Origin of the sequence: Natronoarchaeum sp. GCM10025321, from assembly GCF_042663585.1 — an archaeon.
GTDB lineage: Archaea > Halobacteriota > Halobacteria > Halobacteriales > Natronoarchaeaceae > Natranaeroarchaeum.
On the sequence record NZ_JBHTAN010000006.1, the window covers coordinates 2917998 to 2942919 of the forward strand.

Consider the following 24922-nt stretch of genomic DNA (forward strand, 5'->3'; position numbering starts at 1 on the left):
TTATAGATCCTGCCAGACGTCCTCGTCCCAGTTTCCGGGCCCGTCGTCGCTGTCCTCCGACTCTTCAGGCTCTTCGTCTCGTGGTGACCCCCCTGGCGGATCCATCGTCCCCCCGCCGACGTTGACCGACTCATCGGGTTCGGGCAGGTCCATGCTCGGCCACGCGCCCTCGTCCCAGTTGCCGATCTTGCTGTAGTAGTAGACGACGTTACCGGTGATGACCGCGAAGAGGTCCCGTCGCCGGTCGTGGACGACCCGTTCTTTGGTGTCGATAGCGACGTCGACGACGTCTTCGAGCGTATCGAGTTCGATATAGTTGTTTCCGACCCACATCGGGATCGATCCGGTCGAGATCCAGTCCGCGTAGCGACGCCGGTGGATCTCCTGTTTGATCGCGTCGATATCCATGCTCTCGGGATCCGCCGCTCGAACCGTCCCGGCACCGGTCAACAGCAACAGGCCCACGAGGCCGGATAGCGATACTGCGAGCCAGTTCGGCGACTCGGTCCGTTCGACGGTCACCGTCGTGTCGGGGGACGCCGAGTCGGAGAGGTCGGACTCGAACCAGTACGCCCGGTCGGTCACGATCAGATTGCTCGACGTGCTCAAATCGCCCTGGTATCGTCCGGTATCGTACTCGGTTTGTAGGTGTACGCTGGTCTGTACGCTCCCGACGCCGGCGAGGCGTTGCTGGAGGTCGGCGAGGTCCTGCTGGAGGTCCACCACGTCGATCGATACCGACGACGTTGCCTCGCCGTCTTCGACGGTTACCGCCTCTTTTGCGAGTACTTTCTCCTCGTACCAGAACACGTCGCCGTCACGGGAGCCTTCGATCTGTACGGTCGCCCTGTGAGTTACCTCTGTCCCGTCCGGCGCGGTCGTCCGCGGTTCGATATCGACGACTGGCGAGGCATCTATCAGATACGTCGACCCGTCGTCCGAGATTCCGTCCCACTCCTCTTCGTCGACGACGTCGGCGCTGACCGCTCCTGTCGTCTCTATGGTTTGTCTGTCAGTCTGTTCGGTCGCCATCGTCGTGGGGGGCGTTAATGCGATTCCCGCCGCGACGATCAGCGCGAGCAGACCCGCGACTGCCAGTGCGATCATGACTCTCCGACCGTGGTTCGCGATCAGCAGTTTCGCGCGGGGATCATCGATCAGTGGCATCTTTGGGAAGTGAGTTGGTGTCGAGTCGTCGGCAGGTTCGATGAAGCCACGACGAGGTCATTGCCTCGCTCTCCGTCGGAACCCGGACTCGTACCGGTGGATTCTCTACGGTAAGCTATTCCTATACAGGAACTCCACTGATATAATTTTGTTGGAAAGACCGTTTGCGGAACAGTTTCACCCGTCCTGCCGTCAGAACCGTCATCAGAGCCACTTTCGAAGCTTGCGGCGGAGCCGATACATCAGTGGAACGTCCTTGCCCGACCGGAGTCGGATGTCACCCGTTCCGAACAGGACGACGATCGCGAGCAGGCCGCCCACTGCGATGACGACGTTGATCGTCAACAATGCAACAAGCGGGTGGATCGAGTGCAACGCCGCGATTACGGTTGGCGGGAGTACCACGATATAGCGGTGTTCTGTGACGTACCGTGTGTACCGTCCCTCCGCTTCGGGAACCGAAAGCGTCACGCTGGTCTCCGCAGTCGAATCCCTGCTCACCCACGTCCGATCGGGCGAGGTGGAGACGTCCTCCCCGGGATCGAAGAACACGACAACCGGGACGAACCCGTCGTTGCGGACTGAATGCTCGACCGTCGAACTCCCGCCGGCTTCGATCACCAGCGGGTCCTCGCCCGGGGATTCGGCACTCGCGACGCCATATTCCTGGATTCCGGCGGGGACGACCATCGCCGCAGTCGCGGCGACGACGAGGACGACGATAACCGCGCCACCCACTACCCAGATTCCGACGACATCGGGGCGCGAACTCGACCGGCGGATCTCGCGGGCGCCTCTCGACCCCGTCAGCGCGGCAACCCCGATGAAAAAGACGCCGAGCGCGACGAACGCGCCGCCCATCTGTGTCCGCTCCAGTCCCCCCCCGCCGCCGGCCGCGGAGACGACCGACTGCTGGAGGCCGTCGGCCGCCGATTGGACCCCCATGATCCCCGTCCCGAGATGGGGAATCGTCACGGCGGTATCCCCAACCTGGAGCGCGTGCGCGACGATCTGTCCCTCGGACACCGGTGGTTCACCCCCGTCCTGATCGGTAAACGGGTTGGCATCACCTTTGGTCACGTATCCCTCGTCGGTCTCGCCGACGACGCGATGGGTCGTCAGCCCACCGCCCTGTAGCTCCTCGGCATCGAAGACGACGATGTCGCCTTCGCTGACGTCGCCCGCGAGCAGGGCCGGGACCGCAACGAACCCGTCGCCGGCGTCTACCGCCGGCTCCATGCTTCCCGTAGAGACGAAGCCGAGCAAGATTGGCTGGCCGAGCAACTGCCCAAGCAAGAGTGCGAGGACGAGCACGACCAGTGCCGTGCCGAGCGCCGCTTCCGCGTACGATCTGAGCGTCATGGCGTCCCCCGCGTGCCGCCCGGAGGAAGCCGACCCGATAGTATCCGGGAAGCATCGTGCATACACCTACGTTGGTGCTCACCGGGTGATATATTTACTCCCCGCCGGTCAGACGTAGCGGCGGACCAGTTCCCAGATGCTACTGCGGCCGATCGCCAGGAGTCCGAACAGGGCCGCGACGCCGACCGTCGCGGTGGCAGGGTTGGCCAGATACCGCTGTGCGGTTTCCTGGACGGTTCCGCCCGACGACCCCACGGTCACCGTGCCGGCGTCGGCCCCGCTCACGCTCACCGACAGCGTTCCACCGCGGGTGAACTGCCGCGTGAACGTGACCGTCGCTTCCTCGCCTGCCGCGACGGTGACGGGTTTGCTCTGGTAGACGATACCGTCGACCGCCAACTCGGCCGTGAACGTCCCATCCTGATCGCCGACGTTCGCCACTGTCGCCGTGACGTCGACGGCGTCGCCGGGATCGATGTTGGTCGCCGACAGCGAGGCCTCAGTTACCTCAAAGGCGGGGCCGTCGGGTGGCTCCCTGACGACCATCCTCCCCGCACTGGTCGTGTAGATCGTCACGCCCCGGACCGTGCTGACGCTGACGTCGAACGCCCCGACCTGCTCGAAGGTCCGCTCGAACGTGACCACCTGCCTCTCGCCTGCCGACAGCCGGACATCCCGCTGGGCGACCACCGTCTCGTCGACTTCGAGGCGCACCGTCTGGATGCCGCGCGCGTCGCCGCTGTTCTCGACGGTCGCGGACACCGTCGCCGTCTCGCCCGCAACGATTTCCTCCGGTTCGACGGTCACGTCGGTGATTCCGATCGACGCCGATTCGTCGTCCTCGCTCTCGATGCGGATCGTGAAGTACTCGCCGTCCAGATCCTGCGTGCTGTCGACGGTCAGCCCTACCCCGACGGACTCGCCGGGATCCAGCCTCACTCGCTCGACTGCCTCGCCGGTATCGCTCCGGTGGAACTCGACGCCGTCGACATCGCTACTGACCCAGACCCGTTGTTCGTCGTCGCCGGTCGATCTGATCCGGAACGCCTCGTCGACGCTCGACTTCGAGTACGGCACCACGTCGACGGAAATCTTGATCTCCCCGTCCTCGACCGTCGCCACGCTGTCGTCGGTGGGTTCGATGACGATGTCTCCTCCGGGAGAGTCCTCCTGTGCGGCCACAGCCGGCACTGCGAACAGCAAAAGCAGGCAGACCGCGGCGGTGAGTAGGACTCTGGTTGGTGGCATATCGACGATGCATTAGATCGGGATGGTAATGCCCGGTCTCGGATTTCTGGGCGTTGACTACGGGTTATTCTTCGTGATTGTGATCGTGAGGGTCCCGGTGCTGTCGGAGCTACCACCCGTTTCAAGAACAGTTTCGCCAACTGTTGTTGTGCTTCCAGATCCGACATTTGTCGGGTTCATGCTGGGACTGTTGAACGAGAGATTATAATTTCCGCCATCGAGACCGAACGTCACGTCGAAGTCATCAGTAGTGGTAGCACTGTCGTTGACGATGTGGAACAGATCGTTGTAGGTCACTGTTGAGTTCGCTGGGAGGTCCTGTCCGCCACTCAGAGCGCCTGTGCCGAACACGACCGTCACATCTTGATCCATGACGCTGACCGCATTCCCGTCGAAGTCATTATTCGTCGCAGGGTCCTGATTATAGTCAGTGTCAGGAGCCGTGGGGAATTCATTCCCTGGCGTCGTGATTTCCGAGCCGCCTTCGTCAAGGAGCGCGATACTATCGTAGCTATTCGAGTCGATAACGATGTCGACGAACTCTTCTGCCAGGTCGCTTCCTGTGACGACGTTGACTTCGAGACTACGCTGTGCTTGCGTCTGGCTGAACGCACCCGATCCGAAAACTGCGCCGCCGCCTACTGTTAGTGCGCCCAATCCGACTATCATGTTACGTCTACTCGTTGGCATTGGTAATTTCTCCGTACAGTCTGCGTCGGAATCCGTAGGATCGGATTACCGACCGACTTTCTAACTACTACTCAGGACCCTATCTACTTTGTATTGAGTAGCTTGAACTTACTACGCCCGCGCCTGCCGAACCGCAGGGTGGGCTTGAAGCAGCGTTTCGACGGATTCGATCGGCGGCTCGCGGTGGTCGTCACGCGCGGTTGACGTCGGATCAACCGCATTGAGACTGCATATCGCGGGGTTTTGCGGCAATATCTACTTCTTCCGTGATGCTGCTAGCCATGGCTATCGAGACATCGATTTTGCCGAATCGCGGTATGCGAGTGGGTTCAAGCCCGGCTTGAAGACAGTATCGGCTAGGCAGTGACACTTCAAGCCCCCTAATACAATGTGGGTGTAGTTACTACATATGGGTAAGCGCATACTAAGCGCAAAGACTCAACAATGAAATCAAATCGACGAAGCGTTCTGGTCGGACTCGGTGCACTGACAGTCGGCGGTGGCGCAGTATTCGGTACGGGCGCGTTCAGTAGTGTGGAAGCTGACCGGCAGGTTACAGTCAATACAGCGGGCGATTCGGCAGGATTGCTCCAACTAGTTGTCAACGAGAGCAATTATACCGGCCTCACTGATAGCGCGCCAACAGGAACGAACAGTGAGAGTATAATCGGCATCCAACTTGACCAGATCAACGACAATGCTACTACCACGTTCGATGCGGCATTGACCATCACAAACGCTGGCTCTAACCCGGTTACTCTGACTATCGACGATAGCAGTCTTACTGGCGTTACGGTTACTCCGGCCAGTACTTCACTTGATGCATCGGGAGGCGCCAGTCCTTCAACAGATCTTACAATATCAGTCGATACCAATAGTAGCGTTTCTGGTGGCACAATGACAATAACGGCTACTGACAGCAGCTGATATTGCCAGTAAAAGGCTATTTAATATCACAGTCTATATCTATTCTTTCCCCCGTTATATTATTAAGATATGAAATCTTTTGATATGGACATATTCTTCAGCGCCTCCATCCGCGGCGGACGCTCCGACGTTGACCTCTACGCTGACCTCATCGACGTTCTCGAACAGCACGGCGACGTCCTCACCGAACACATCGGCGAGGAGAACGTCGAACAGAAGGAACAGGACGCCGGCCTCACAGATACGGACATCTACGAGCAAGACGTCGAATGGCTTCGGCAGGCCGACGCCGTCGTCGCGGAGGTCACCACTCCCAGTCTGGGCGTCGGCTACGAACTCGGGCGGGCCGTCGCGTGGGAGATCCCGGTGCTCTGTCTGTACCGTCCCGACTCCGAACACGAACTGTCGGCGATGGTGCGCGGGAACGCCGACGCACGCGTCGTCGAGTACGAAACGCTCGCGGACGTCGAACCGGCGATCGAGGAGTTCCTAACCGAGCACGTCTGAGACACGGAAGGACCACCCACAATTTTCCGCTAGCCCGTCTTCCCCACGACAGCACTCGCCCACTCAGGAACGTGGGCGGGACTGAAAGGGGCTGGCCGGAGCGGGCAGGGGCTTTCGGGGTTCTCTTGACGTCGAGACCAGCAACACTCAGCTTAACTACTTCTCTTGTAACCCGAAACAACTAACAGCTATCCTTACATCCCCTGCAATAACTACTCTCTATGTCGACTACCGACGAGATGCCCGACCAGGGCGAGATCTTCGATCTCCTGAGCAATCATCGCCGTCGGTACACGATCCACTTCTGCAAGCAGCAGGGCGAGACAGTGACCGTCTCGGACCTCGCCGAGCAGGTCGCGGCCTGGGAACTCGACAAGGAGATCGTGGAACTCGACTCCGCCGAGCGCAAGCGCGTCTACACCTCCTTGCAGCAGACCCACCTGCCGACGCTCGACGAAGCGGGGATGGTCGAGTACGAGAACGGCGAGGTGACGCTGACCGAGCAGGCCGAGCAGATGGAGGTCTACATGGATATCGTCCCCGGCGACTCGATCCCGTGGGGCGAGTACTATCTCGGGCTGTCGATCATCGGCGGGATGGTGCTCACGGGGGTCTGGTTCGAGGTTCTCCCTACTGAGGCTGTGCCGGAGCTCGGGTGGGCGTTTGCGGTGCTGGTGCTGTTTGCTGGTTCGGCAGGCTATCACGTCTATCAGGGTCGACAGAACCGGCTCGGAGAGATGGAACGGCCACCGTAAGATCGGTGGTGAGGTCGACGTCGACGGCGTCTCCGGGTTTCCAAGCTTTTACTGTTTAGTTACTAGATAAACACGTTCACAGCAGTTATAATGCTTGAGAACGTATAATTTAGTAATGAAACGGCGGGCGTTCCTGGGGCTAGGGGCCTCCTCAATCGGCGTCGGTACGCTGTACGGTACTGGCGCGTTTAGCTCTGTGTCCGCCGGTCGGGGGATTTCGGTGAACGCCGCCGACGATCCGAACGCTTTGCTCGGGGTCGAGGGAACTGCGGCGGATACGACCCCCTCATTCACGAACAACACAGCCAACCTTACAATGGATGTCACACTCGACAGTAACGATGACATCGAGTTCGACGTGAACGGGGATGACACCTACCAGTCACCACCAGTCAGTTTTACGATCGGTGCTGGAACTTCACAAGACGTGGCGCTTGCTGGGGGCGATCAAGAGGCTACTGTGACTATTTCGGCGGAACTCCTCGACTCGGCCGGCGATGCAGTTGGAAATATAAATCTGGATCGGGTGTTCGATATCCCTCAAGTTGCAGCTATCAGAGAAGTCACCGGTACAGTCTCAGCTGCTGGCAACAGTGGGAAGTACGAATTTAAACTTACTAACGAGAGCAGCAAGGAGGTGACGCTCAATGGATTTGGCGTCGACCGGACGAACCCGTTAGCTGAGAAAGTTGGAGGGAAAAACAGCGACACGATTTTGGAGCGGAACGGGACGCAGATAATTGATGAAGTAATTACGGTCGGTGGTGCTATCGTTGATGTCATCGGTGGTCAGGAAGTGACCTTGGCTCCCTCCGATCAGGCAAGTTTCGAGTTTCTTCGCTTCCGAGACGCTTCTGACAAAAACTTCGGGGTTGATGACGTTGATCTAACCGTGAGAGCCGAAGACGGTTCGAGCGCTATTGTAGAACTACGCCCCTAGTTTAGACCCACGATTTTTGTGTAGCCTACCATCTCTTCGCATTCAAATCAGTAGGATGATCTATATATATAGGATCAATACCGCTGTTCTCCTCGGTGGGTGATAGCGACTTCTCGAATTATTATAAATTTTCTTTTATTTTTCAAGCAGTAGATCTGTTTGCCGGGTTAATTCATGTTGTGTGATCGGCTGCGAACCATCTTTCTGTATCGTAGATGATTCTCTGGTCTCCGGACGCCGATCGCTAACCATTTTTTTGTGCGATCCAACACACGACCGTGACAACCCTCCCCTCCCTCCTCCTCTCTGACGTCCTCCCGCGCGTCCTCGGCATCGCCCTCGCAATCGGCGTCGGCGTCACGCTCGCCAACCTTGCCGTGGAGTTCGGAGCCGTCGAGTACGTCGCCGTCCTCTCCAGACCGCTCACCGGGCCCGCGAACCTCCCTGACGAGGTGGGAACGGCTATCCTCACCACCGCAACCTCTACCACCGCGGGCTATGGGATGCTCGCGGAGTTCCGCGAGTCCGGCCTGCTCGACGACCGGGCGACCCTCGTCGCAGTGACGATTAACACCTTCTTCGGCTTCGTCCAGCACATCTTCACGTTCTACATTCCCGTGTTGATCCCCATCCTCGGCCTGCAGGTCGGCGTCCTCTACGTCGGCGCGCGGGCCGGTATCGCGCTAGCGATCACGCTCACCGGCATCCTCGGCGGCGCGCTCCTCCTCTCCGAGCGCAACGTCGATCCCGCGGCAGCGCCGTCGGTCGACGCGCCGGACGATGAAGAACCGACCCGGCGCGAGAAGGTGCTGAGCGCACTCCGGAGTACCTGGACACTCCTCCGGCGGATCGTCCCGCGCCTGGCAATCATCTACACGGTCGTGGTCGTCCTGGTCGAGACCTATGACGTCGCGGAAGCGCTCGACTTCGCCGCGCCGCTGTCGGGACTGCTTGGACTCCCCCCCGAGTCGATCCCCGTGATCGCCGTGTACGCGGTCGATACGACGGCAGGCGCGGTCGCCATCGCACCACAACTGGGCGATCCGTTTACGACTACCCAGGCGGTGGTCGCCATGCTCGTCGGCGGCGTCGTCTCCTTCGCCTTTTCGACGTTCAAGCGGTCGATCCCGTTCCAGTACGGCATCTGGGGGGCCGAGTTCGGGACGAAGGTGATCATCGTCAACACGGTGTTGAAAATAGCGTTTATCAGCCTGACAGTCGCGTTGCTCCTGCTTCTGCCGTGACAGTCAGTTCTCCTCGCCCGTGACCGGCTGTCCCTCTTCGGTACGTGGCGCGATCTGATCGACGAACTCCTCGACGCTTGGCTTGTCGACGTAGACGCGGACGTGGATATCGCCCAGTTCGTCCGGGTTGCCGACCGCGAAGTTAATCACGCCCTCGAAGGCGGGCTGTTTCTTCAGTTCGAAAGTGAAGACGTCGCGGTTGCGGTTCTCGAAGAACGCGCCGCGTGCCGTATCGAGGATCGCCTGTCTGTGTAGCTGTTCGGAGAAGTGATCCATCGAGTGGGCTTCTGCCTGAATCTCGCCGTGTGTTTCCGTCAGTTCTGCTTCCGGGAAGAGATTGGTCACCGCGTCGCGTACGCGGTCAGTAACCTCGGTATCCCGTACCGGTGCCGTAATCTCGACGTCGATGCTGTATATCATTGTACGTGCTCGTGGGTTCCCTCGATGACGCGCTCGAACTGCTGCCGGAACGCCTCAAGGGAGTCGGTGTTCGCTATCGTCAGGTCCGCCCGCTCCATCGCCTCGTCCATCCCGAAGCCGAGTTCGCGCTCGTCGCGCTCGCGCAGCGCCTCGCCGCCGTCTTTGGCCTCCGTGTCCCGGCCGCGCTCACTGATGCGTTCGGCCCGCGTCTCGAACGGTGCCTCGATGCTGACGAGATAGAACGCGTCGCCGAAGGCCTCCTCGAAGACGTCGACCTCGACGCCGCTCCGGATCCCGTCGACGAGAACGGTATCGTGTTCTTCGAGCGCATCACGAAGCAGCGGGAGTGACTGCTCTGCGATGGCTGCCGGGCCGTTCTCCTCGCGGAGCGCCTGTGCCACCGTGCCGTGGTGTGTCGCGGGATCGAGCCCGCGGTCGCGACACTCCTCACGGATCACGTCTCCCATCGTCACGACCGGCACGCCCCGCTCCTCGGCGACGGCCGCGGCTTCGCCTTTCCCGCTTCCGGCGAGGCCGACGGTTCCGATAACTCTCATTAGCGAGAGGTAGCGCCGACGCGCGCTTAAGCGCTGTGAATCAGCGACCTTCCATCTCGGCGCTGAGCTGGTTCAGCTGTTCGATGCGCTTCTCGGTCGGCGGGTGCGTGCTAAAGAGCTTCGCGATCGCGCCCTTCGATACCGGGATGATGAAGAAGGCGTTCATCTCCGCCTCGTCACGCATGTCGTCGCTCGGAATCTTCTCCATCTCACCCGAGATAGTCATCAGCGCGGAGGCGAGCGCCGCCGGCTTGCCCGTGATCGAGGCGGCCCCACGGTCGGCCGCGTACTCGCGGTAGCGCGAGAGCGCGCGGATCAGGATGTAGCTGAATACCCAGACGACCAGCGAGATCAGGATGGCAACGATGATCCCGCCGCCCTGTCGGTTCCGCCCCCCGCCGAAGAACGCGCCCCAGCGGACGATCATGAACGCGAGCGTCGACAGGAACGACGCGATGGTCATCACCATGACGTCCCGGTTCTTGATGTGGGCGAGTTCGTGGGCGAGTACGCCCTCCACCTCGTCGTCGTTCAGTTGCTGCAACAGTCCGGTCGTCACGCAGACCGCGGCGTTACGCTGGTTCCGGCCGGTCGCAAAGGCGTTCGGCACCTTGTCGTCGGCGACAGCGACGTTCGGCTTCGGCAGGTCGGCCTGCTGTGAGAGTCGCCCGATCTGTGCGTGCAACTGCGGATACTCCTCCTCGCTCACCATCTTCGCGCCCATACTTCTGAGCGCCAGTTTGTCGCTGTAAAAGTACTGTACGAACGAGAAGCCGCCGATCAACAGTCCTGCGACCAGTATACTCCCGCCGGTGTAAACCCAGATACCCGCGAAGAAGACGATGTAGAGTGCAAACAGCAGGAACATCGTCACTCCCATCCGAGCGCGGAGTCCCCAGTCGGCTTTCCACTGCATGGATACAGGTATGTGCTCAACGGCATTAAGACGTACTAACTTGTTCGATAATTGGAAGACGTCCTCCCAGCCCATACCGGGTAACAACGACGCCCTATTCGCCCTTCGGACGGGCATCCTTTCGAACAGTGGGGCCTACTTCCCTGTCTCTCCAATCACGACGACTACAGCGAGGTACAGGTCGACGACTACGGACCGGCCGCGAATGCGAGACCTGCAACGGTCGTCGGAACGCCGGTCTTAAACGCCACAGGGGCGTACAGACGTTCAATGAGTGAATCCCGTGCGTTCTGCCCGCGCTGTGGTGACTCCATCGAGACGCCACTGGAGGTCCGCGAGGCCCGCCGCGGCGACGCCGCCATCTGCGATAGCTGTTACTTCGACGAGTTCGAGCTGATCGATGCGCCCGACCGCGTGCAGGTGCTGGCCTGTGCGACCTGCGGCGCGGTCCACCGTGGCAATCGCTGGGTCGATATCGGCGCGGAGGACTACACCGACGTCGCAATCGACGAAGTGACCGAGGCGCTGGCCGTCCACATCGATACCGACGAGTTCTCCTGGCAGGTCGAACCCGAGCAGGTCGACGAGACGACGATCCGGATGCACTGTTACTTCACCGGCCTCGTCGGCGACGAACCGGTCGAGGAGCAGGTGACCGTGCCAGTGAAAATCTCGCGACAGACCTGCCAGCGCTGTGGCCGCATCTCCGGCGATTACTACGCCAGCATCGTCCAGTTGCGGGGCGTCGACCGGACGCCAACCTCGGACGAGATCGAGCGCACGAAAGAGATCGCAAACGAGGTCGTCGCCGAGATGGAGGCCACGGGCGACCGGGACGCCTTCGTCACGGAGATGACGGAGAACGACGACGGACTGAACATCCGCCTCTCGACGAACAAGATCGGGATGAAAGTCTCCCAGCGCGTCGTCAACGAGTTCGGTGGGAACTTCACCGACGCCGAGACGCTCGTCACCGAGGATTCGGACGGCAACGAGGTGTATCGGGTGACCTACGCGATCCGCCTGCCGCCGTACCGGCCGGGCCACGTCATCGACCCGAAAGACGACGACGAAGGACCGGTCCTCGTGACCAGCGCCCGCGGAAACCTGAAAGGCACCTATCTGACGACCGGCGAGCGCTACGAGGCGTCCTACGAGGACGGCGACTCGCCCGATGCGCGCCGACTGGGCACCATCGACGACGGTGAGGAGACCACGCTCGTCACCGTCGAGGACGAGCATGCCGTCCAGGTGCTCGATCCTGAAACATACAGAGCGAAGACGATTTCGCGTCCGGAGTACCTCGATCCGGATGCCGAGACGGTCCCGGTGCTGAAAAGCCGTGCCGGGCTACACGTCCTGCCCGAGGACGACCGGTCGCAGCGAAACGACGATGAGTGACCGGCTACGCGACCAGCGAGGTCGGGTGCGATGAGCGGCGACAGCGATGAACTTGCCCTCGCCGCGCTCGTCGAGAAACCCCGAACAGAGGTGGCAATCGAGGCGCTCCGATCGGAGGGTGTCTACGACGACGGCCGGATGGTTACGGAACACGACGACGGCACCGTAGCGCTCCCGGTCACCGACCCGCCGCAGGCGACGAGCGTGCTCGACGTCGTGCGCCAGACGGATCCCGAACTCCGCGCCCCCGACCTCGCCGACCTGCTCGCAGAGCGGGGGTGGACCGACGAGGAGGTGGCGCGTGCGCCAGCCTCGTGGGCGGTGATCGGAAGTGTCGTTCTGGTCACGCTTGAGGACTGTCCCCGTGAAGAGGAAGTCGGCGAGGCACTGCTCGACCTCCACGGCGAGGCCGAGACCGTCCTCGCCGACGGCGGCGTCTCCGGCGTTCGCCGAGAGCCGAGCGGTCGAGTCATCGCCGGCGTCGACGACACCGAGACGATCCACACCGAACACGGCACCCGGTACGCGCTGGATCTTCGTGAGGTGATGTTCTCGCCGGGCAACAAGGCCGAACGCGTCCGAATGGCCGACGTCGTCGCTGGCGAGGACCCCCCCGCAACGGCGACCGACCACGACGGCCCCGAGCGCGTCTTCGACATGTTCGCGGGAATCGGCTACTTCACGCTCCCGATGGCCCGGGCCGGCGCACAGGTCACCGCGGCGGAGATCAATCCGAGCGCCTACCGCTATCTCATCGAGAACGCCGTGCTCAACGACGTGACTGACAACGTCGAGGCCTATCGTGCGGACTGTCGCGACGTCGACGTCTCGGACGCGGACCGCGTCGTGATGGGCTACTACGGCGTCAGCGACGAGGCCGGACAGGAACGCGACGATGGGGCGCGCTCGATGGAGGCCCACGAGTTTCTCGATACGGCGTTCGACGCCGTCGCTTCGGGTGGAATCGTCCACGTCCACGCGGCGACGCCAGAGTCGCGACTGTGGGACCGTCCCATTGCGCGGATCGAGGACACCGCCGACCGGGCCGGGCGTGGCGTCGAGTTCGTCGGCCGACGGCGCGTCAAGAGCCACGCCGAGGGCGTCTGGCACGTCGTCTGTGACGTCCGCGTCGAGTGAGTCACTCCTCCCAGTAGTCGACATCGTCGTCGATGTTGTAGTAGCCATGGAGCGACCGTTCCTCGCGTCCGCCCGGCGGCGATCCGACGAAAACGCCGAACTTCTCCATCTCGGGGTAGAGCGTGACGTCCGGTTCGTTCATCGTCGAGAACATCAGATAGCGGAGCGTCTCCTCGCCGTCGTTGAGGATCCGGTGACCGCCACGCTCGTTCGGCGGGAACGTCGCGAAGTCGCCGGGACGGAGCGGTTCGAGTCCCGTCTCGCGTTGCAACTGTCCGGTGCCGGCGAGCACGTAGAGCGCCTCCTCGTTGGCGGTGTGGTAGTGATACGGCCACGACCGGTCTCCTGGCGCTAACTCGTAGAGACTACAGCCGAGTTCGTCGGCGTCGGCCGCGCTGGAGAGTTCTTTGCGACGGAAGCGCGTTTCCTCCCTATCGTACTCGTCCCAGTCGAGGTCATCGACGTTGATTTTCATGATTTTATCAGCCTCTTGGTAGAGACTTTTTCAGGGTGCAGTATAGCTATTCGGCCGCCCCCGGTAGCGACCGGGTCCCGTGGTCGTCCCGCTGTCTTCAGAGCCGATATCGGTCCCAGAGCATCGAAGCGTTCGCTGAGGGCGTCGAGCCCCATCACGTCCCAACCGAGTACGCTCACGAGTGCTTCGGCGTCGAGTTCACGACGCTCGAAGGCTCGCTCCGGGAGCACGGCTGGGAGGACAAAGACGGCATGGCGTCTGTCTAGCCGTGTCACCGCGCTCTGACCGGCGTAGCGCCGGAGAACGGTCCGTAGCTCCCGAGAGCCCGTTCCGTCCGCTTGCCGCATGATTAATGACGGTCCAACGTGTACCGTCGTATATGGATCGACAGCAGATTTTCGCGCTGTTCCTGACGTTCCTGATGGTCTCGTCCCTCGTGGCGATGACCGCGTCAGTGCTCTAGAACCCCCCGAAGAACCGCTCGACAAGCCCGCGGCGCTTTCGCGCTCCAGCGTCGCTCCACCGCTTCTCTCGTACCTGTCCCGGTAGCTTCAGGTACTCGCCGTCGTCCATCGCGGCCGACTCGTGAGTGAGAATCAGGGAGACGAGATTCCCGAGCGCTTCCTGCTCGACGCGTCCGATCCCCGTACAGCCAGTCTGGGCGTCCTCCGCGACCCACATCTCGCGCTCGATGCCGAACACCGGTGGCTCGTACTGTTCGACCGTGGCTCGTTCCGTGATCGCTCGCTCCTCCGATCGCATACTGGCAGTACGTCTCCGGCGTACTAATCGTTTCGTGGGGGTCGACCGCTCAGTAAGAAAAGGTCCCGAGAGTCCGCTCTCTTCGGGTGATCGTCGCCGTCATTCGGTAGTGTCGATGCCGACTGTGTCGTTGATGGGGCACTTCTGCGTCGTTCCTGTTACGAGCAGGACCAGGCCGATAACCAGTGCAATAGCGCCCGCGACCGCTCCGGCCGCCCAGTAGCCGGCGAGCGCCGCTACCCCGGCGATGGCTAACACGATACCGATGACGAGGCGTCCGGTACGATCGATGCCGCCGACGTTTTGTTCCATGGTTACTCCTCCAAGTGGTAGTACGCTTGCTCTGACAATAGTTCCCGGTGGCGGTCGCCAGTCCCCACTCGGTACTCGCTCGGATTTCACAGCACCCTCACTCAGTATCCCAGACATCCGCTATCGGGCTGTTCGAGGACGAGCGGCCTGCCGACCCCGAGCCTGACGTCCGGGTAGTGTTGCTACCGGAATCGTTCTTCCCCGACCGCCCACCCGACGTTCCGGAGCCACGGGTCGACCGGCCGGCCCCGCCCCGGCCGCCCGCTTTATCGGGGTCGAACTCGGGGAGGTCAGGGCGGTCCATCAGCCGGATCTGCTCGTCGAACCACTCGGGGACGTCGTGACGCGCTCGGTCGAACAGATCCAGCAGGCTCGAATCCGCCAGATACGTCGCGCCGTAGTCGTCGGGCGACCGGACGATCCGGCCACACGCTTGGATCACAGTCCGGAGCGCGGTCCGGTAGTACCAGTCCCACTGGCCGTCTTCCAGTCGGTGGGCGACTCGGGAGTCGCGGGTGTTCGGGTACGGAGCCTTGCAGAGCACCTGCCAGCGGGCCAGCTCACCCTCCAGATCCAGCGCTTCCTCCATCTTCACCGAGAGGAAGACGCTGTCGTCGTCGCTGGCCTTCCAGGCGTCCAGATCCGCGTTCCGGTGCTCGCGGTCGTGGGTTCTGATCCGGTCGCCGACGCCGAACTCGCGGAGTCGCTCGGCAAGCCGGGACTGGATGTCGTAGGAGTGACAGTGGATCAGCCCCTTCTCGTCGTCGTGTTTCCGCATGATTCGGACGATAGACCGGGCCACCTTCGGCAGGGTCTCCGAGCGCTGCTCGTAGGTCATCTTGCTCTCAGTCACGTCGTACAGCGGCCGGTGCTCGACCGGGAAGGTGTGGCCAACGTCGACCAGCGCGACGTCATCGGGGTCGAGACCAACCCCGCGACAGAACGCCTCCTTGTTGAGGATGGTCGCCGACAGCAGTGCGAACTTGTTGCCCCGCTCCCAGACGGTGTGCTGGAGATATCGTTCGGGATCCATCGGCTTGATCGTCACCGGCCCACCGGCAGATCTTTGATCTGCCGAGGATCGCCTCGGGTCGCTCGACTCACCCCCCTCGCCGTCGGAGTCCCCGTCGTCCTCGCTCTGGTCGACGAGCCACGTCGTCGCACTGTGTGGGTCGCGGTAGTCCTCGACGAACCAGTTCAGTTCGGAGATCAACTCCTGCAGGCGGTCGCGCTCGCCCGCCTCCTCGGCGGTGAGATCGCCCTTCCTGAGCAGGTCGTCCTTGCGCGTGGTGCACTGATCGACGAGCGCGTCGGCGTAGTCGACGGCGTCGTCGGTGCCGTCGAGGCTGGGGACCCGAAGGTCCTCCCAGAACGGCACGGTCCGGGGGCCGAGATGAGTCGTCGCGTACATCTCCGCCCACTCTGCGAGGCCGTGAGCCTCGTCGATAACGCAGACGTCCCGTTTGCGGAAGACGTCCGATCCCGCGGTCTGCATGAAGTACGCCAGCGTCATCGCGGCGATTCGGCGGTTCGAGGCGATGGCTCGATCCGAGAAGTAGGGACAGCGGTGTTTGACCGAGCAGTCGTAGCCTCGCTCGCGGGCGCAGGGGGCCTGGTCGACCTGCGTCTCCGTCTCGTCCGGCAGGATGCAGTTGTAGTTGCTCTTTCCTCGGATGATACTCAGATCCTCGAGCAGGTCGTCCTCGGCGACGTCGTCTAGCTGTGAGACCTGCGGCGTCGTGTAATACGCTTTCGTCGCCTGGCTGGGTGTCGCCTCGGTGCCGCGACGCGCAGAGCCAGCGATCGCACGCGCAAGCAGGGATTTGCCGCTCCCTGTCGGCGCACGGACGAGCACGACGTCGTTCCCGTCCTCGAAGGCGGACTGGATGTCGCCCAGGGCCGCCTGCTGGTTCCCACGGTATGCGGGTGCAGGGAACTCCTCGAAGATACGCTCGGGATCCACTGTCTCTTCCTTCTTCCCCTTCGTTCTTAACGTTGCGGAACCGAAAAATCGCCACGTCGATGCTCGCAAGGCGAGGGAAACGGCCTATTGTTTTACGGAGATACGCGCGATTTCGCTCGACCCACAGGTCGGACAGCCGTCTTTCTCCTGCGTGACGGTCGTGCCACACCGTCGACATTCGTGGTGTAACTGTGGCCCGCCGTACGCTCCGTATGCTCGTTTGAATCGTTGTTTGATCTCATCGAGTAGGGCCATCGGTGCTTCCCGCTGGCCGGAGCGCTTGCAAATACTTTGTGTTCGAGAGACTAGCTAAAGTCCGAAAAAAGACATGTATACCGGTTGATACGGCGTTTCCCCGACCATCTCTCGGGGCGTCTCACTCTCCCGTATACTGCTCGATGGCGTCGACATCTGCGGCGTCCGGATAATCCGGCAGTTCGTCGACGCAGTCCATACACAGGAAATGCTCGGTGTTGTCCTCGAACTCCAGGGTCATTCCGCCTGTCGGCGTCGGCTTCGACGTCCAGAAGTCGCTGATGCCGCCGCCGATCCGTACGTTTCGGCTGCAGCCATCACACGGTTGACTTCCCATCGCGGGTCAGTAGGGCGTGCCCGCGTGAAAACTTTCTGCTGGGGCCGTTCGGGTACTGATCGCTATTCGCCCGGAGGCTTGCCACATCACCCGGAGTTTAGTCGACTCGTTCGCTAGTTCCTCACATGGAGGTGAACTGTGAGGGCTGTGCGGGTTGCTGTATCGACTGGCGTCCCCTGATCGACGACGACGTCGATCACGAACGCGAGGGCCCGTACACGCCTCTCGATGACACCTATAACCTCACGCCGCTGACGCGGACGGAGATCCGGACGTTTCTCGCCGATGGGACGGCCGCGGCGTTGACGCCCCGCTTCTGGTCGGCCGACGACGGCGTCACCATCGACGGGCACGAACTCGCCGCCGTCGGAGGTGAACCCGTCTTCTTCGTCGGTCTGCGAAAGGTGACCAAACCCGTCGGTCCCTTCGAGCAATCCCCTCACTGGCTTCGTAGCTGTGTCTTCCTCGACTCGACCACGCTCCAGTGTCGGATCCACGACGATGACCGATATCCCGACCAGTGTGCGAGCTATCCCGGCCACAACCTTGCCCTCGACCAGGAGACCATGTGCGAACGCGTCGAAGCATCGTTCGGCGGCGAGCGTCTCCTTGACGACGACCCGCCCGACGAACTCGACGGCCTCCTGCTGGGTCCGCAGGCCCTCGGCGAAAAACTGTTCGTCCACCCCGACCCCGAGCGGCTAGACGGGCTGATCGACCGACTCATCGACGGCGAACTTCGGCCCGAGGACCGGGCGGAGTGTATCGCGGTCGCCGCGGCCTCTAGCCCCGCCACGACGGCTATCGACGAGCAACACTACGAGCAGTACCGCGAGCAGGCGCTCGCCAGAACGTCCTGGATCGACGACGCGATAACGGAGTGGACAGACCGCTCGGGCGTGCTCGCCAGCCCCGCGCCGAAGCCAGACGTCGCCGCCGAAGTCGAGGACGACTGTGGCGCGCCCGGAACGCCGGGCTGGGAGTGAGCGCACTTCTGACTGGCCTGGGGGCGGGCGGAGCGTCGTCGGACAAGGTGAATTAATACATCTCGGGTCCGTTCCGGTCGTATGAACGTTCTAGTCACCGGCGCGACGGGTTTCGTGGGGCACCGACTCGTTCCCGCGCTCCTCGAGGCCGGCCACGAGGTGAGCGTACTCGTCAGGGACCGCTCCAGCTACGACCCGCCCGCCGACGACGTCCACGTCTTCGAGGGCGACCTGCTGGACCAGGGAAGCTTCGAGTCGGCGCTTGCGGACGTCGATGCGGCGTACTATCTGGTCCACTCGATGGGGGCGAGCGGCGATTTCGAGGAGCGTGATCGTCGGGCGGCGAAGAACTTCTCCACGGCCGCGAGCGCCGCCGACATCGACCGCCTGATCTATCTCGGCGGGCTCGGCCCCGGCGACGAGGCAGACGGCGTCTCGGCGCATCTCCGATCCCGCCAGGAGGTCGGCCGGATACTCGGCGAGGGCACCTACGATCTGACGACGCTCCGGGCCGCCGTCATCGTCGGCGAGGGAAGCGCGAGCTTCGAACTCATCGACCAGCTAACCCACCGCCTCCCGGTGATGATCGCTCCCAGATGGGTCCGGACCCGCTGTCAGCCCATCGCTGTCGACGACGTCATCGTCTACCTGGTGGGCGTGCTCGACGCCGCGGAGACCGCCGGCGAGAGCTTCGAAATCGGCGGTCCCGACGTGTTGACCTATCAGGAGATGCTTCGACAGACGGCCGAGATTGCGGGCCGAACCGTCTACATCGTCCCGATACCGGTACTCTCTCCGACGCTTTCCTCACACTGGGTGACGTTCGTCACTGACGTGCCCAAGTCCGTCGCCAAGCCGCTGATTGCGGGGCTCAAGACGCCGGTTATCGTCAGGGAAAACCGTATCGAGGAGTTCGTCGATGTCGAACATACGTCGTTCGAGACTGCCGTCCGCCGCGCCTTTGGGAGCGACCCGGAGGCCGCTCGATGAGTGTCGAGTACGGTGACGCATGGGTCTACGAGAGCATCGTCGGAGCGATTCCCGGTCTTGACCTCTCCGACCGGGCGGCGGTCACGCTCCAGTTGATCGGCTTCGAGGTGGCGGTGTTGCTCGGCGCGCTCTACTACGATCTGTGGTACGCGGCCGCCTTTGGCTCTGTCGCGGTCGGTGTCGCGGCGGTCGGCAGCGCCGTCATGCTGCATTTCAGCCAGCGACTCCGATCGCTCGACCCGCCGGACGCCTACCGGAGCGCGCTCTTTGGCTCCAGTTTCGAGGTCGTCCTCGGTCTGGTCGCGTTCCTCGTGCTCGTGACGTATCTGTTCGTTCACGACCCGCAGACGACGTCGCTGCCGCTCCTCGAACGGCTGTTCGGGGCCGAACCGCCGCTGCTCGTCGTCTTCCTCGCATTGCTGATCGCGTGGGACGTTGCCTACCGGATCGGCACGAGTTGGTGGGCGAGCGTCGTCGGGGTCTGGCGCTCCTACCGCTACGAGTTCGACGCCGATTCCGCACGGGCGTACCGTCGACTCGACCTCCTCAACGTCGGCTTCGCGGCGATCCAGCTAGCGTTGCTCCCGTTCGTCTGGGATCGGCCAGTGCTGGTAGTGGCCCTGGTCGGTCACGTCCTCGCGACCGGCGGTGCGGTCGCTATCTCGACGGCGCTGCTGAGATAAGTCGGGGAGAGGCCCCAAAACACGTCGGCTAGTCGGACTTGATCTGCTCGAACGTATCGAGTAGCTCCTCGGTCGACTCGCCCGAGTCGTACTCGATCGTACCGTTGTACTCGTCTCTGGCGTCGTCGAAATCCGCATCGACCGTGCTCGCTTTCTCCTCTCGACGTTCGTGTTCGTCCTCGTCGTAGGATCCAAGTGACATGGTAAGTATTCACATACTTAGTTATGATTGGATATTAATGTAACGGTCGTTTGAACGGGTACTCGATCGATGACGAAGCGATCCCGTCGAGGACAACTGGTTTAGCCCTCCGATACCTAGCTCTCTTCGTGGCGAGCCCGCTTCGATTCCGCAGATCAGACCAACGCTGGACGGCATCCCGCGCAGAACGAGATATCTTCGACCCGCTAGATGCCAACCTCGGCGCGCAACGAACGACGCCTCGATTCGAGCCGACCGGCAACTGGAATATCCGCCGGTACGACGTCGACAACGGTGACCTTGCGCTGTTCGCCTGGGGCGACGATCACGGCTACTGGCTTGGCAACACCGAGACGCCGGAGTCGCTTTGGCGAACCGAAAAGTACGGCTGGCGTGGCGTACCGCACCAGATCGCCCGCTGGGCACAGCGGGAGCTTCTGGCCGAACTCCTCGACGAGGACCCGTGGCTGGAACCGTACGATCACCTCTCGTGGTATTTCCTCCCCGTATTCATGTCCAAAGACGGCCGCGAGACGACGCGGGCGTTCTTTCACGATCACGCCAGCGGTTTTCCCGACGCCGACAGCGACGACGCGCTGGCGTTTTACAACGACTTCCTTTCGACGGGGCGTCTCGACGAGTACCGCGAAACGATGGCGGGCAAACTCGGGACGAGCGAAGTGTTCGATAGAGTGCGCATGACTGCGGCGATGGGCGAGTTCAACGCCGCGAAGCTACTGGTTGACGCCGGCTACGAGATCACGCCCGAGATCGAGGTCGGGACGGGCCACTCGCTCGATTTCCGGGCCCGGGAGGGAGGAGCCAGTGATACGATGGAAGCGGACGGCGGTTCGGGGACGCTGGTCGAAGTGACGCGACCACAGCCACCGACGCGCCGCAACGCGAACACACCGAGGGCTGCAGTCCGAGAGACTGCCGGGACGAAGGCGACGGGCCAACTCCAGCACAACGGTGATGCGGTGCTGTTCGTGGACTGTTCGAGTTTTCGTGAGGACGAGTGGGCGTCGATCAAAGGCGAACGCCCCGACCTCCCCCATCGACCGGCGGTCGTCTATCGCGTGCGACCGTCGGGGTCGGTAGACGGGTACGCCACGGGGACGCCCCCGCTCGACGTCGACGCTATTCTCGATAAATAGCTAGAAAGAGCGCTGGTCCGGACCGTACGGACTCCCCAGCGGCGTCGGATCACGGTCGCTGTACCCCTTCCGGCCGATTGCCTTCTCGCTAACGCCCGAGTAGATGGCGAACTCGGCGTCCTCTTTGTGTTCGTAATTCTCCGACCCGGTCCGTTCGAGGACCTCCCGCACCGTCTCGTTCGAGAGCTCTAGCTCTTCGTCGCCGTAGCGTTCGAGCAACTGTTCGGACGTCATCGGAAAATCGTTGTCGGTAAGCATTTCGGTAGCGTTGGTCGTCATCAACTGTTCTTCGGTGAAAGATCATTATAAAACTTTTCTATAATGATGACCGGTGGGATTGCAGACCCTGATATTCCTTGTATGTCCTCTAGTGTCGAATGGTAACACGCCACACGTTTCTCATCAGAACGCACAGAAGTCGTGTACAGCCCCGATCCAGTGAGCCGGTTCCATCCGTGAGCAATCTGGCCGTGGCAATACGTTAGGCCAGCGCCTCGGCGACGCGCTCGATCGGGTGGGGTGGCTTGCCGTGTTGCTCTTCATAATCCGATAGCTGTGTCCGACAGGACGCACCGGGCGCGACGACCTGCTCTGTCGGCGAATCGTCGACCTGCCCAAACAGGGTGTCGGCGATCGCCTGACTCATGGAGTAGTGTTCCGACTCGTAGCCAAAGCTTCCGGCCATGCCACAGCACGACGAGTCCAGCGGGTCGACCTCGTAGCCGGCCCGCCGGAGGACGCCGACTGCGTGGTGGTCCTTTCGCGTCGCCTTCTGCTGGCAGTGGCCGTGGTACGTCAGCGACTCCTCGCCGGCGTCGAACTCCATGCCCCGGTCGAGTTCGAACCGATCGATATACTCACAGACGCCGTAGGTGTTTGCCGCGACTGCGTCGACGTCCTCGCCCGAGAGCAACGACTGGTAGTCCGACTGGTACATCACGGCGTCGGAGGGTTCGACCGACACCACGTCCCAGCCATCCTCGACCAGCGGTGCCAGTACGTCGACGTTCGACCGCGCCGTCTCTTTTGCGTAATCGAGCATACTCTTCGAGAACGCCGGGCGGCCGCTGTCGGTGACGTCGTCGGGGACGCGGACGTGTACGCCTGCGGCCTCCAGCGCCTCGACGGCGGCTTTCCCGACGTGAGGATGCGTGTAGTCGGTGTAGGGATCGGCGATCAGCAGGGCCTTGTGGTCGGCCTCCGATTCGGCGACCGTCGAGCCACCGCGCGAGCGCATCCACTTGCGGAACGTCTTCCGGTGGAACACGGGGAGGTCCCGCTCGCTCGCGATGCCGACCGTCTTCTCCATCACCCAGTCCGTGCCGGGAACGCTCATTGCCGCGTTCGAGAGCGGCGCGAACGTACTGCCGAGTTTGAACAGCGTCTCGACGTTGGCGAACAGCCGATCACGGAACGCGATTCCCTCGCGCTGGTGGTACTCGTGGGTCACTTCGGCCTTGAGTTTCGCCATGTCGACGCCGCTCGGGCAGTCGTTCTTGCAGCCCTTGCAGGCGATACAGAGGTCGAGTACCTCGTTGACGAACTCGTCGGAGAACAGTTCGTCGGGGAGTTCTCCGTTCATCGCGTTCCGGAGCATGTTCGCCCGGCCACGGGTCGAGGTGATCTCCTCGTCGGTCGCTCGGTAGGTCGGACACATCGTCCCGCCGGTCGTCTCCTGGTGGCCGGTACAGCCCGCACAGCCGTGACAGAGCTCCGTCATCCCCTGGAAGCCGTTGTCGTTCTCCCAGTTGAGTTCTGGCTCGAAGCCGGCGTCGAAACTGTACTCGGGGTCGAAGCGGAGGTTCTCCGTCGGGTCGTGCTCGCCACAGACGTTGCCCGGATTGAGCAGACCGTCGGGGTCGAACGTCGACTTCATCTCGCGGAAGACACCCCATAGCTCCTCGCCGTAGAGTTTCTTGTTCCACCTGGTGCGGGCCCGTCCGTCGCCGTGTTCGCCCGAGATGGAGCCGTCGTACTCGACGACCAGGTCGGTGATCGCTTCGGAGATTTCCGCCATCGTCTTGATGCCGTCCTCGGATTTGATGTTCAGAAGCGGCCGGATGTGTAACACGCCAGGACCGGCGTGTGCGTAGTAGGAGGCGAAGGTGTCGTGTTCCTCGAAGACGTCCTGGATGTCGGCGACGTACTCGGGGAGGTTCTCGGCAGGCACGGCGGTGTCCTCGACGAACGGCCAGTGTTTGTCGTCGCCGGTCCGCGAGAGCAGGATCGGGAGGCCGGATTTGCGCATCTTCCAGAACTTCGCCTGGCGGTCCGGATCGTACGCCTCCAGCGCGTCGACGGCGTTGATCGGCGCGTCGGTAGTCGTCGGGTCCTCGGGGTCGATTTCGGCGTCGTGGTCGGGTAGGCGGTCGGCCAGCAGGTTCGCGACTTTCTGTTTGCCTGCTTCCGTCGAGTCGGCGTAGAACTCAACCAGTAGCGTCGAAGCTGTTCCGTCCGGAAGTGTGGCGACGAGATCGGAAAACTGGCTCGTGTCCCGCGCCAGATCCAGCAGGACGTCGTCCATCACTTCGACCGCCGCTGGATCGTGTTCGAGGATCGGCGCGACGTCACGCATCGCCGACAGGACGTCGTCGTAGGTCAGCAGGACGACAGACGTCTCGTCCGGAATCGGTTCCAGGGAGACTTCTGCCTCGGTGACGATTGCCAGCGTGCCCTCGCTGCCTGCCAGCAGTCGTCCGACGTTGATCTGTCCCCGGTCGTCGACGTCCTTGACGAGTCTGTCGAGGTTGTAGCCCGAGACGTTGCGCTTGAGGTCGGGGTAGCGAGCCTCGATTTCGTCCGTGTGCTCGTCGAGAATCGTCGCGACCTGGGCGTAAATCCGGCTTTCGAGGTCGTCGGTTCCAGCGAGGTCGTCGAGGTCGTCCACGTCGACCCAGCCAAACTCCGTCACCGTTCCGTCGGCGAGTACAGTCTCGATGGACTCGATGTAGCCGTCCGCCTTGTGGTATTTCAGCGAGTGTGCGCCGGTCGTGTTGTTGCCGATACAGCCACCGAGCACGCTCTTGTCGCCCCACGCAGGGTCGGGGGCGTATTTCAGTCCGTGCTCTTCGAGATGGTCGTTGAGTCGTGCGAGGGTGATCCCCGCCTGTGCGCGGGCCCGCCCCGCGTCCGGGTCCATCGAGAGCATCCCGTCCATGTGGCGCTTGAAGTCCAGTACGACCGCCTCGTTGACAGCCTGTCCGGCGAGGCTGGTCCCGCCACCACGCGGTAGCACTGGGATCTGGTTGTCGGCACAGTACTCCATCACTGCCTGTACGTCGTCGGTCGATCTCGGCGAGACAACTCCGATCGGTAGCTGCTGGTATGCGCTCGCATCAGTCGCATATAACTGCCGACTGTAGGAGTCAAATCGCACATCGCCGTCGACCAGCGCTTCGAGATCGTCGACGAGATCCGGACGTTCGACCTCGTCGCTCTGATAGTCGTAGTCGGCCCGAGGATCGTCCGCCACGTCGATATCTCGTGCCGAATCTGGCTGATAGGTGTCGCTCATCTTGCCTTCCAATCG

The 24922-nt window shown here is 62.3% G+C and carries 27 protein-coding genes; 11 read left to right on the top strand and 16 right to left on the bottom strand.

Annotation, left to right across the window (positions count from 1 at the left end):
* From ACFQL3_RS17885 to ACFQL3_RS17900, 4 genes are all read right to left on the bottom strand, one after another.
* The gene (locus ACFQL3_RS17885; RefSeq protein ID WP_377056817.1) at nt 1–1167 is read right to left on the bottom strand and encodes a DUF5305 domain-containing protein; all 1167 of its coding nucleotides are present in this window, start codon (nt 1165–1167) and stop codon (nt 1–3) included.
* Between the two features lie 204 nt (nt 1168–1371).
* The gene (locus tag ACFQL3_RS17890; RefSeq protein WP_377056819.1) at nt 1372–2529 is read right to left on the bottom strand and encodes a signal peptidase I; all 1158 of its coding nucleotides are present in this window, start codon (nt 2527–2529) and stop codon (nt 1372–1374) included.
* Between the two features lie 108 nt (nt 2530–2637).
* A complete protein-coding gene (locus ACFQL3_RS17895; RefSeq protein WP_377056821.1) occupies nt 2638–3777 on the bottom strand; it encodes a CARDB domain-containing protein in 1140 nt (379 codons plus the stop codon).
* A 57-nt stretch (nt 3778–3834) separates the two neighbouring features.
* Nucleotides 3835–4446 (bottom strand): hypothetical protein, encoded by a 612-nt coding sequence (locus tag ACFQL3_RS17900; RefSeq protein WP_377057155.1) that lies wholly within the window; start codon nt 4444–4446, stop codon nt 3835–3837.
* Between the two features lie 1032 nt (nt 4447–5478).
* Here ACFQL3_RS17900 and ACFQL3_RS17905 point away from each other — a divergent pair.
* From ACFQL3_RS17905 to ACFQL3_RS17920, 4 genes are all read left to right on the top strand, one after another.
* Complete coding sequence (locus tag ACFQL3_RS17905; RefSeq protein ID WP_377056823.1) at nt 5479–5901, top strand: nucleoside 2-deoxyribosyltransferase; 423 nt, start codon at nt 5479–5481, stop codon at nt 5899–5901.
* A gap of 221 nt (nt 5902–6122) precedes the next feature.
* On the top strand, nt 6123–6656 hold the full coding sequence (locus ACFQL3_RS17910; protein WP_377056825.1) for a DUF7344 domain-containing protein: 534 nt from the start codon (nt 6123–6125) through the stop codon (nt 6654–6656).
* 115 nt (nt 6657–6771) lie between these two features.
* Complete coding sequence (locus ACFQL3_RS17915) at nt 6772–7596, top strand: hypothetical protein (RefSeq protein ID WP_377056827.1); 825 nt, start codon at nt 6772–6774, stop codon at nt 7594–7596.
* A 278-nt stretch (nt 7597–7874) separates the two neighbouring features.
* Complete coding sequence (locus ACFQL3_RS17920) at nt 7875–8840, top strand: nucleoside recognition protein (protein WP_377056829.1); 966 nt, start codon at nt 7875–7877, stop codon at nt 8838–8840.
* A 3-nt stretch (nt 8841–8843) separates the two neighbouring features.
* Here the strand turns inward: ACFQL3_RS17920 and ACFQL3_RS17925 are convergent, their stop codons facing one another.
* From ACFQL3_RS17925 to htpX, 3 genes are read right to left on the bottom strand one after another with little or no spacing between them, the layout of a single operon-like run.
* Nucleotides 8844–9260: an RNA-binding domain-containing protein gene (locus tag ACFQL3_RS17925; protein WP_377056831.1), complete on the bottom strand. Its 417-nt coding sequence runs from the start codon at nt 9258–9260 to the stop codon at nt 8844–8846.
* Nucleotides 9257–9817: an AAA family ATPase gene (locus ACFQL3_RS17930; protein WP_377056833.1), complete on the bottom strand. Its 561-nt coding sequence runs from the start codon at nt 9815–9817 to the stop codon at nt 9257–9259. The genes ACFQL3_RS17925 and ACFQL3_RS17930 overlap by 4 nt, the downstream gene beginning before the upstream one ends.
* 40 nt (nt 9818–9857) lie before the next feature.
* Nucleotides 9858–10733 carry a zinc metalloprotease HtpX gene (gene htpX / locus ACFQL3_RS17935; protein WP_377056835.1) on the bottom strand — a complete coding sequence of 292 codons (876 nt, stop codon included), beginning with the start codon at nt 10731–10733 and terminating at the stop codon, nt 9858–9860.
* Nucleotides 10734–11003: 270 nt separating this feature from the next.
* Here htpX and ACFQL3_RS17940 point away from each other — a divergent pair, with 270 nt between their 5' ends.
* Both ACFQL3_RS17940 and ACFQL3_RS17945 read left to right on the top strand, forming a co-directional pair.
* Nucleotides 11004–12134 carry a 60S ribosomal export protein NMD3 gene (locus tag ACFQL3_RS17940; RefSeq protein WP_377056837.1) on the top strand — a complete coding sequence of 377 codons (1131 nt, stop codon included), beginning with the start codon at nt 11004–11006 and terminating at the stop codon, nt 12132–12134.
* 30 nt (nt 12135–12164) lie between these two features.
* Entirely contained in the window at nt 12165–13271 is a 1107-nt protein-coding gene (locus ACFQL3_RS17945; protein ID WP_377056839.1) for a class I SAM-dependent methyltransferase, read from the top strand.
* Nucleotide 13272: 1 nt separating this feature from the next.
* Here ACFQL3_RS17945 and ACFQL3_RS17950 read toward each other — a convergent pair whose 3' ends face one another.
* The gene (locus tag ACFQL3_RS17950; protein ID WP_377056841.1) at nt 13273–13746 is read right to left on the bottom strand and encodes a cupin domain-containing protein; all 474 of its coding nucleotides are present in this window, start codon (nt 13744–13746) and stop codon (nt 13273–13275) included.
* 35 nt (nt 13747–13781) lie between these two features.
* On the opposite strand from ACFQL3_RS17950, the gene ACFQL3_RS17955 reads away from it, so the two are divergent.
* Nucleotides 13782–14012, top strand: coding sequence for a hypothetical protein (locus tag ACFQL3_RS17955; protein ID WP_377056843.1), 231 nt, complete (start codon nt 13782–13784; stop codon nt 14010–14012).
* A gap of 193 nt (nt 14013–14205) precedes the next feature.
* Here the strand turns inward: ACFQL3_RS17955 and ACFQL3_RS17960 are convergent, their stop codons facing one another.
* From ACFQL3_RS17960 to ACFQL3_RS17980, 5 genes are all read right to left on the bottom strand, one after another.
* Nucleotides 14206–14508, bottom strand: coding sequence for a hypothetical protein (locus tag ACFQL3_RS17960; RefSeq protein WP_377056845.1), 303 nt, complete (start codon nt 14506–14508; stop codon nt 14206–14208).
* Nucleotides 14509–14607: 99 nt separating this feature from the next.
* On the bottom strand, nt 14608–14820 hold the full coding sequence (locus ACFQL3_RS17965; RefSeq protein ID WP_377056847.1) for a YgaP family membrane protein: 213 nt from the start codon (nt 14818–14820) through the stop codon (nt 14608–14610).
* Between the two features lie 97 nt (nt 14821–14917).
* Nucleotides 14918–16783 (bottom strand): helicase C-terminal domain-containing protein, encoded by a 1866-nt coding sequence (locus ACFQL3_RS17970; RefSeq protein ID WP_377056849.1) that lies wholly within the window; start codon nt 16781–16783, stop codon nt 14918–14920.
* A gap of 84 nt (nt 16784–16867) precedes the next feature.
* Entirely contained in the window at nt 16868–17038 is a 171-nt protein-coding gene (locus ACFQL3_RS17975; RefSeq protein ID WP_377056851.1) for a hypothetical protein, read from the bottom strand.
* A gap of 121 nt (nt 17039–17159) precedes the next feature.
* Entirely contained in the window at nt 17160–17375 is a 216-nt protein-coding gene (locus ACFQL3_RS17980) for a DUF7561 family protein (protein WP_377056853.1), read from the bottom strand.
* A gap of 125 nt (nt 17376–17500) precedes the next feature.
* On the opposite strand from ACFQL3_RS17980, the gene ACFQL3_RS17985 reads away from it, so the two are divergent.
* The 3 genes from ACFQL3_RS17985 (at nt 17501) to ACFQL3_RS17995 (ending at nt 20034) form a co-directional block, all read left to right on the top strand.
* Nucleotides 17501–18361 (top strand): YkgJ family cysteine cluster protein, encoded by an 861-nt coding sequence (locus ACFQL3_RS17985; protein WP_377056855.1) that lies wholly within the window; start codon nt 17501–17503, stop codon nt 18359–18361.
* 81 nt (nt 18362–18442) lie between these two features.
* A complete protein-coding gene (locus ACFQL3_RS17990; RefSeq protein ID WP_377056857.1) occupies nt 18443–19351 on the top strand; it encodes an NAD(P)H-binding protein in 909 nt (302 codons plus the stop codon).
* Nucleotides 19348–20034 (top strand): DUF7530 family protein, encoded by a 687-nt coding sequence (locus ACFQL3_RS17995; protein WP_377056859.1) that lies wholly within the window; start codon nt 19348–19350, stop codon nt 20032–20034. The genes ACFQL3_RS17990 and ACFQL3_RS17995 overlap by 4 nt, the downstream gene beginning before the upstream one ends.
* A 28-nt stretch (nt 20035–20062) precedes the next feature.
* Here ACFQL3_RS17995 and ACFQL3_RS18000 read toward each other — a convergent pair whose 3' ends face one another.
* Nucleotides 20063–20236, bottom strand: a complete 174-nt coding sequence (locus ACFQL3_RS18000; protein WP_377056861.1) for a DUF5786 family protein — start codon at nt 20234–20236, stop codon at nt 20063–20065.
* A 128-nt stretch (nt 20237–20364) separates the two neighbouring features.
* Between ACFQL3_RS18000 and ACFQL3_RS18005 the strand changes: the two genes are divergently transcribed.
* A complete protein-coding gene (locus ACFQL3_RS18005; RefSeq protein ID WP_377056863.1) occupies nt 20365–21393 on the top strand; it encodes a DUF5784 family protein in 1029 nt (342 codons plus the stop codon).
* Here ACFQL3_RS18005 and ACFQL3_RS18010 read toward each other — a convergent pair whose 3' ends face one another.
* Both ACFQL3_RS18010 and ACFQL3_RS18015 read right to left on the bottom strand, forming a co-directional pair.
* Nucleotides 21394–21672 (bottom strand): DUF5789 family protein, encoded by a 279-nt coding sequence (locus ACFQL3_RS18010; RefSeq protein ID WP_377056865.1) that lies wholly within the window; start codon nt 21670–21672, stop codon nt 21394–21396.
* A gap of 202 nt (nt 21673–21874) precedes the next feature.
* Nucleotides 21875–24907, bottom strand: coding sequence for an FAD-binding and (Fe-S)-binding domain-containing protein (locus ACFQL3_RS18015; protein ID WP_377056867.1), 3033 nt, complete (start codon nt 24905–24907; stop codon nt 21875–21877).
* Nucleotides 24908–24922: the final 15 nt, after the last annotated feature.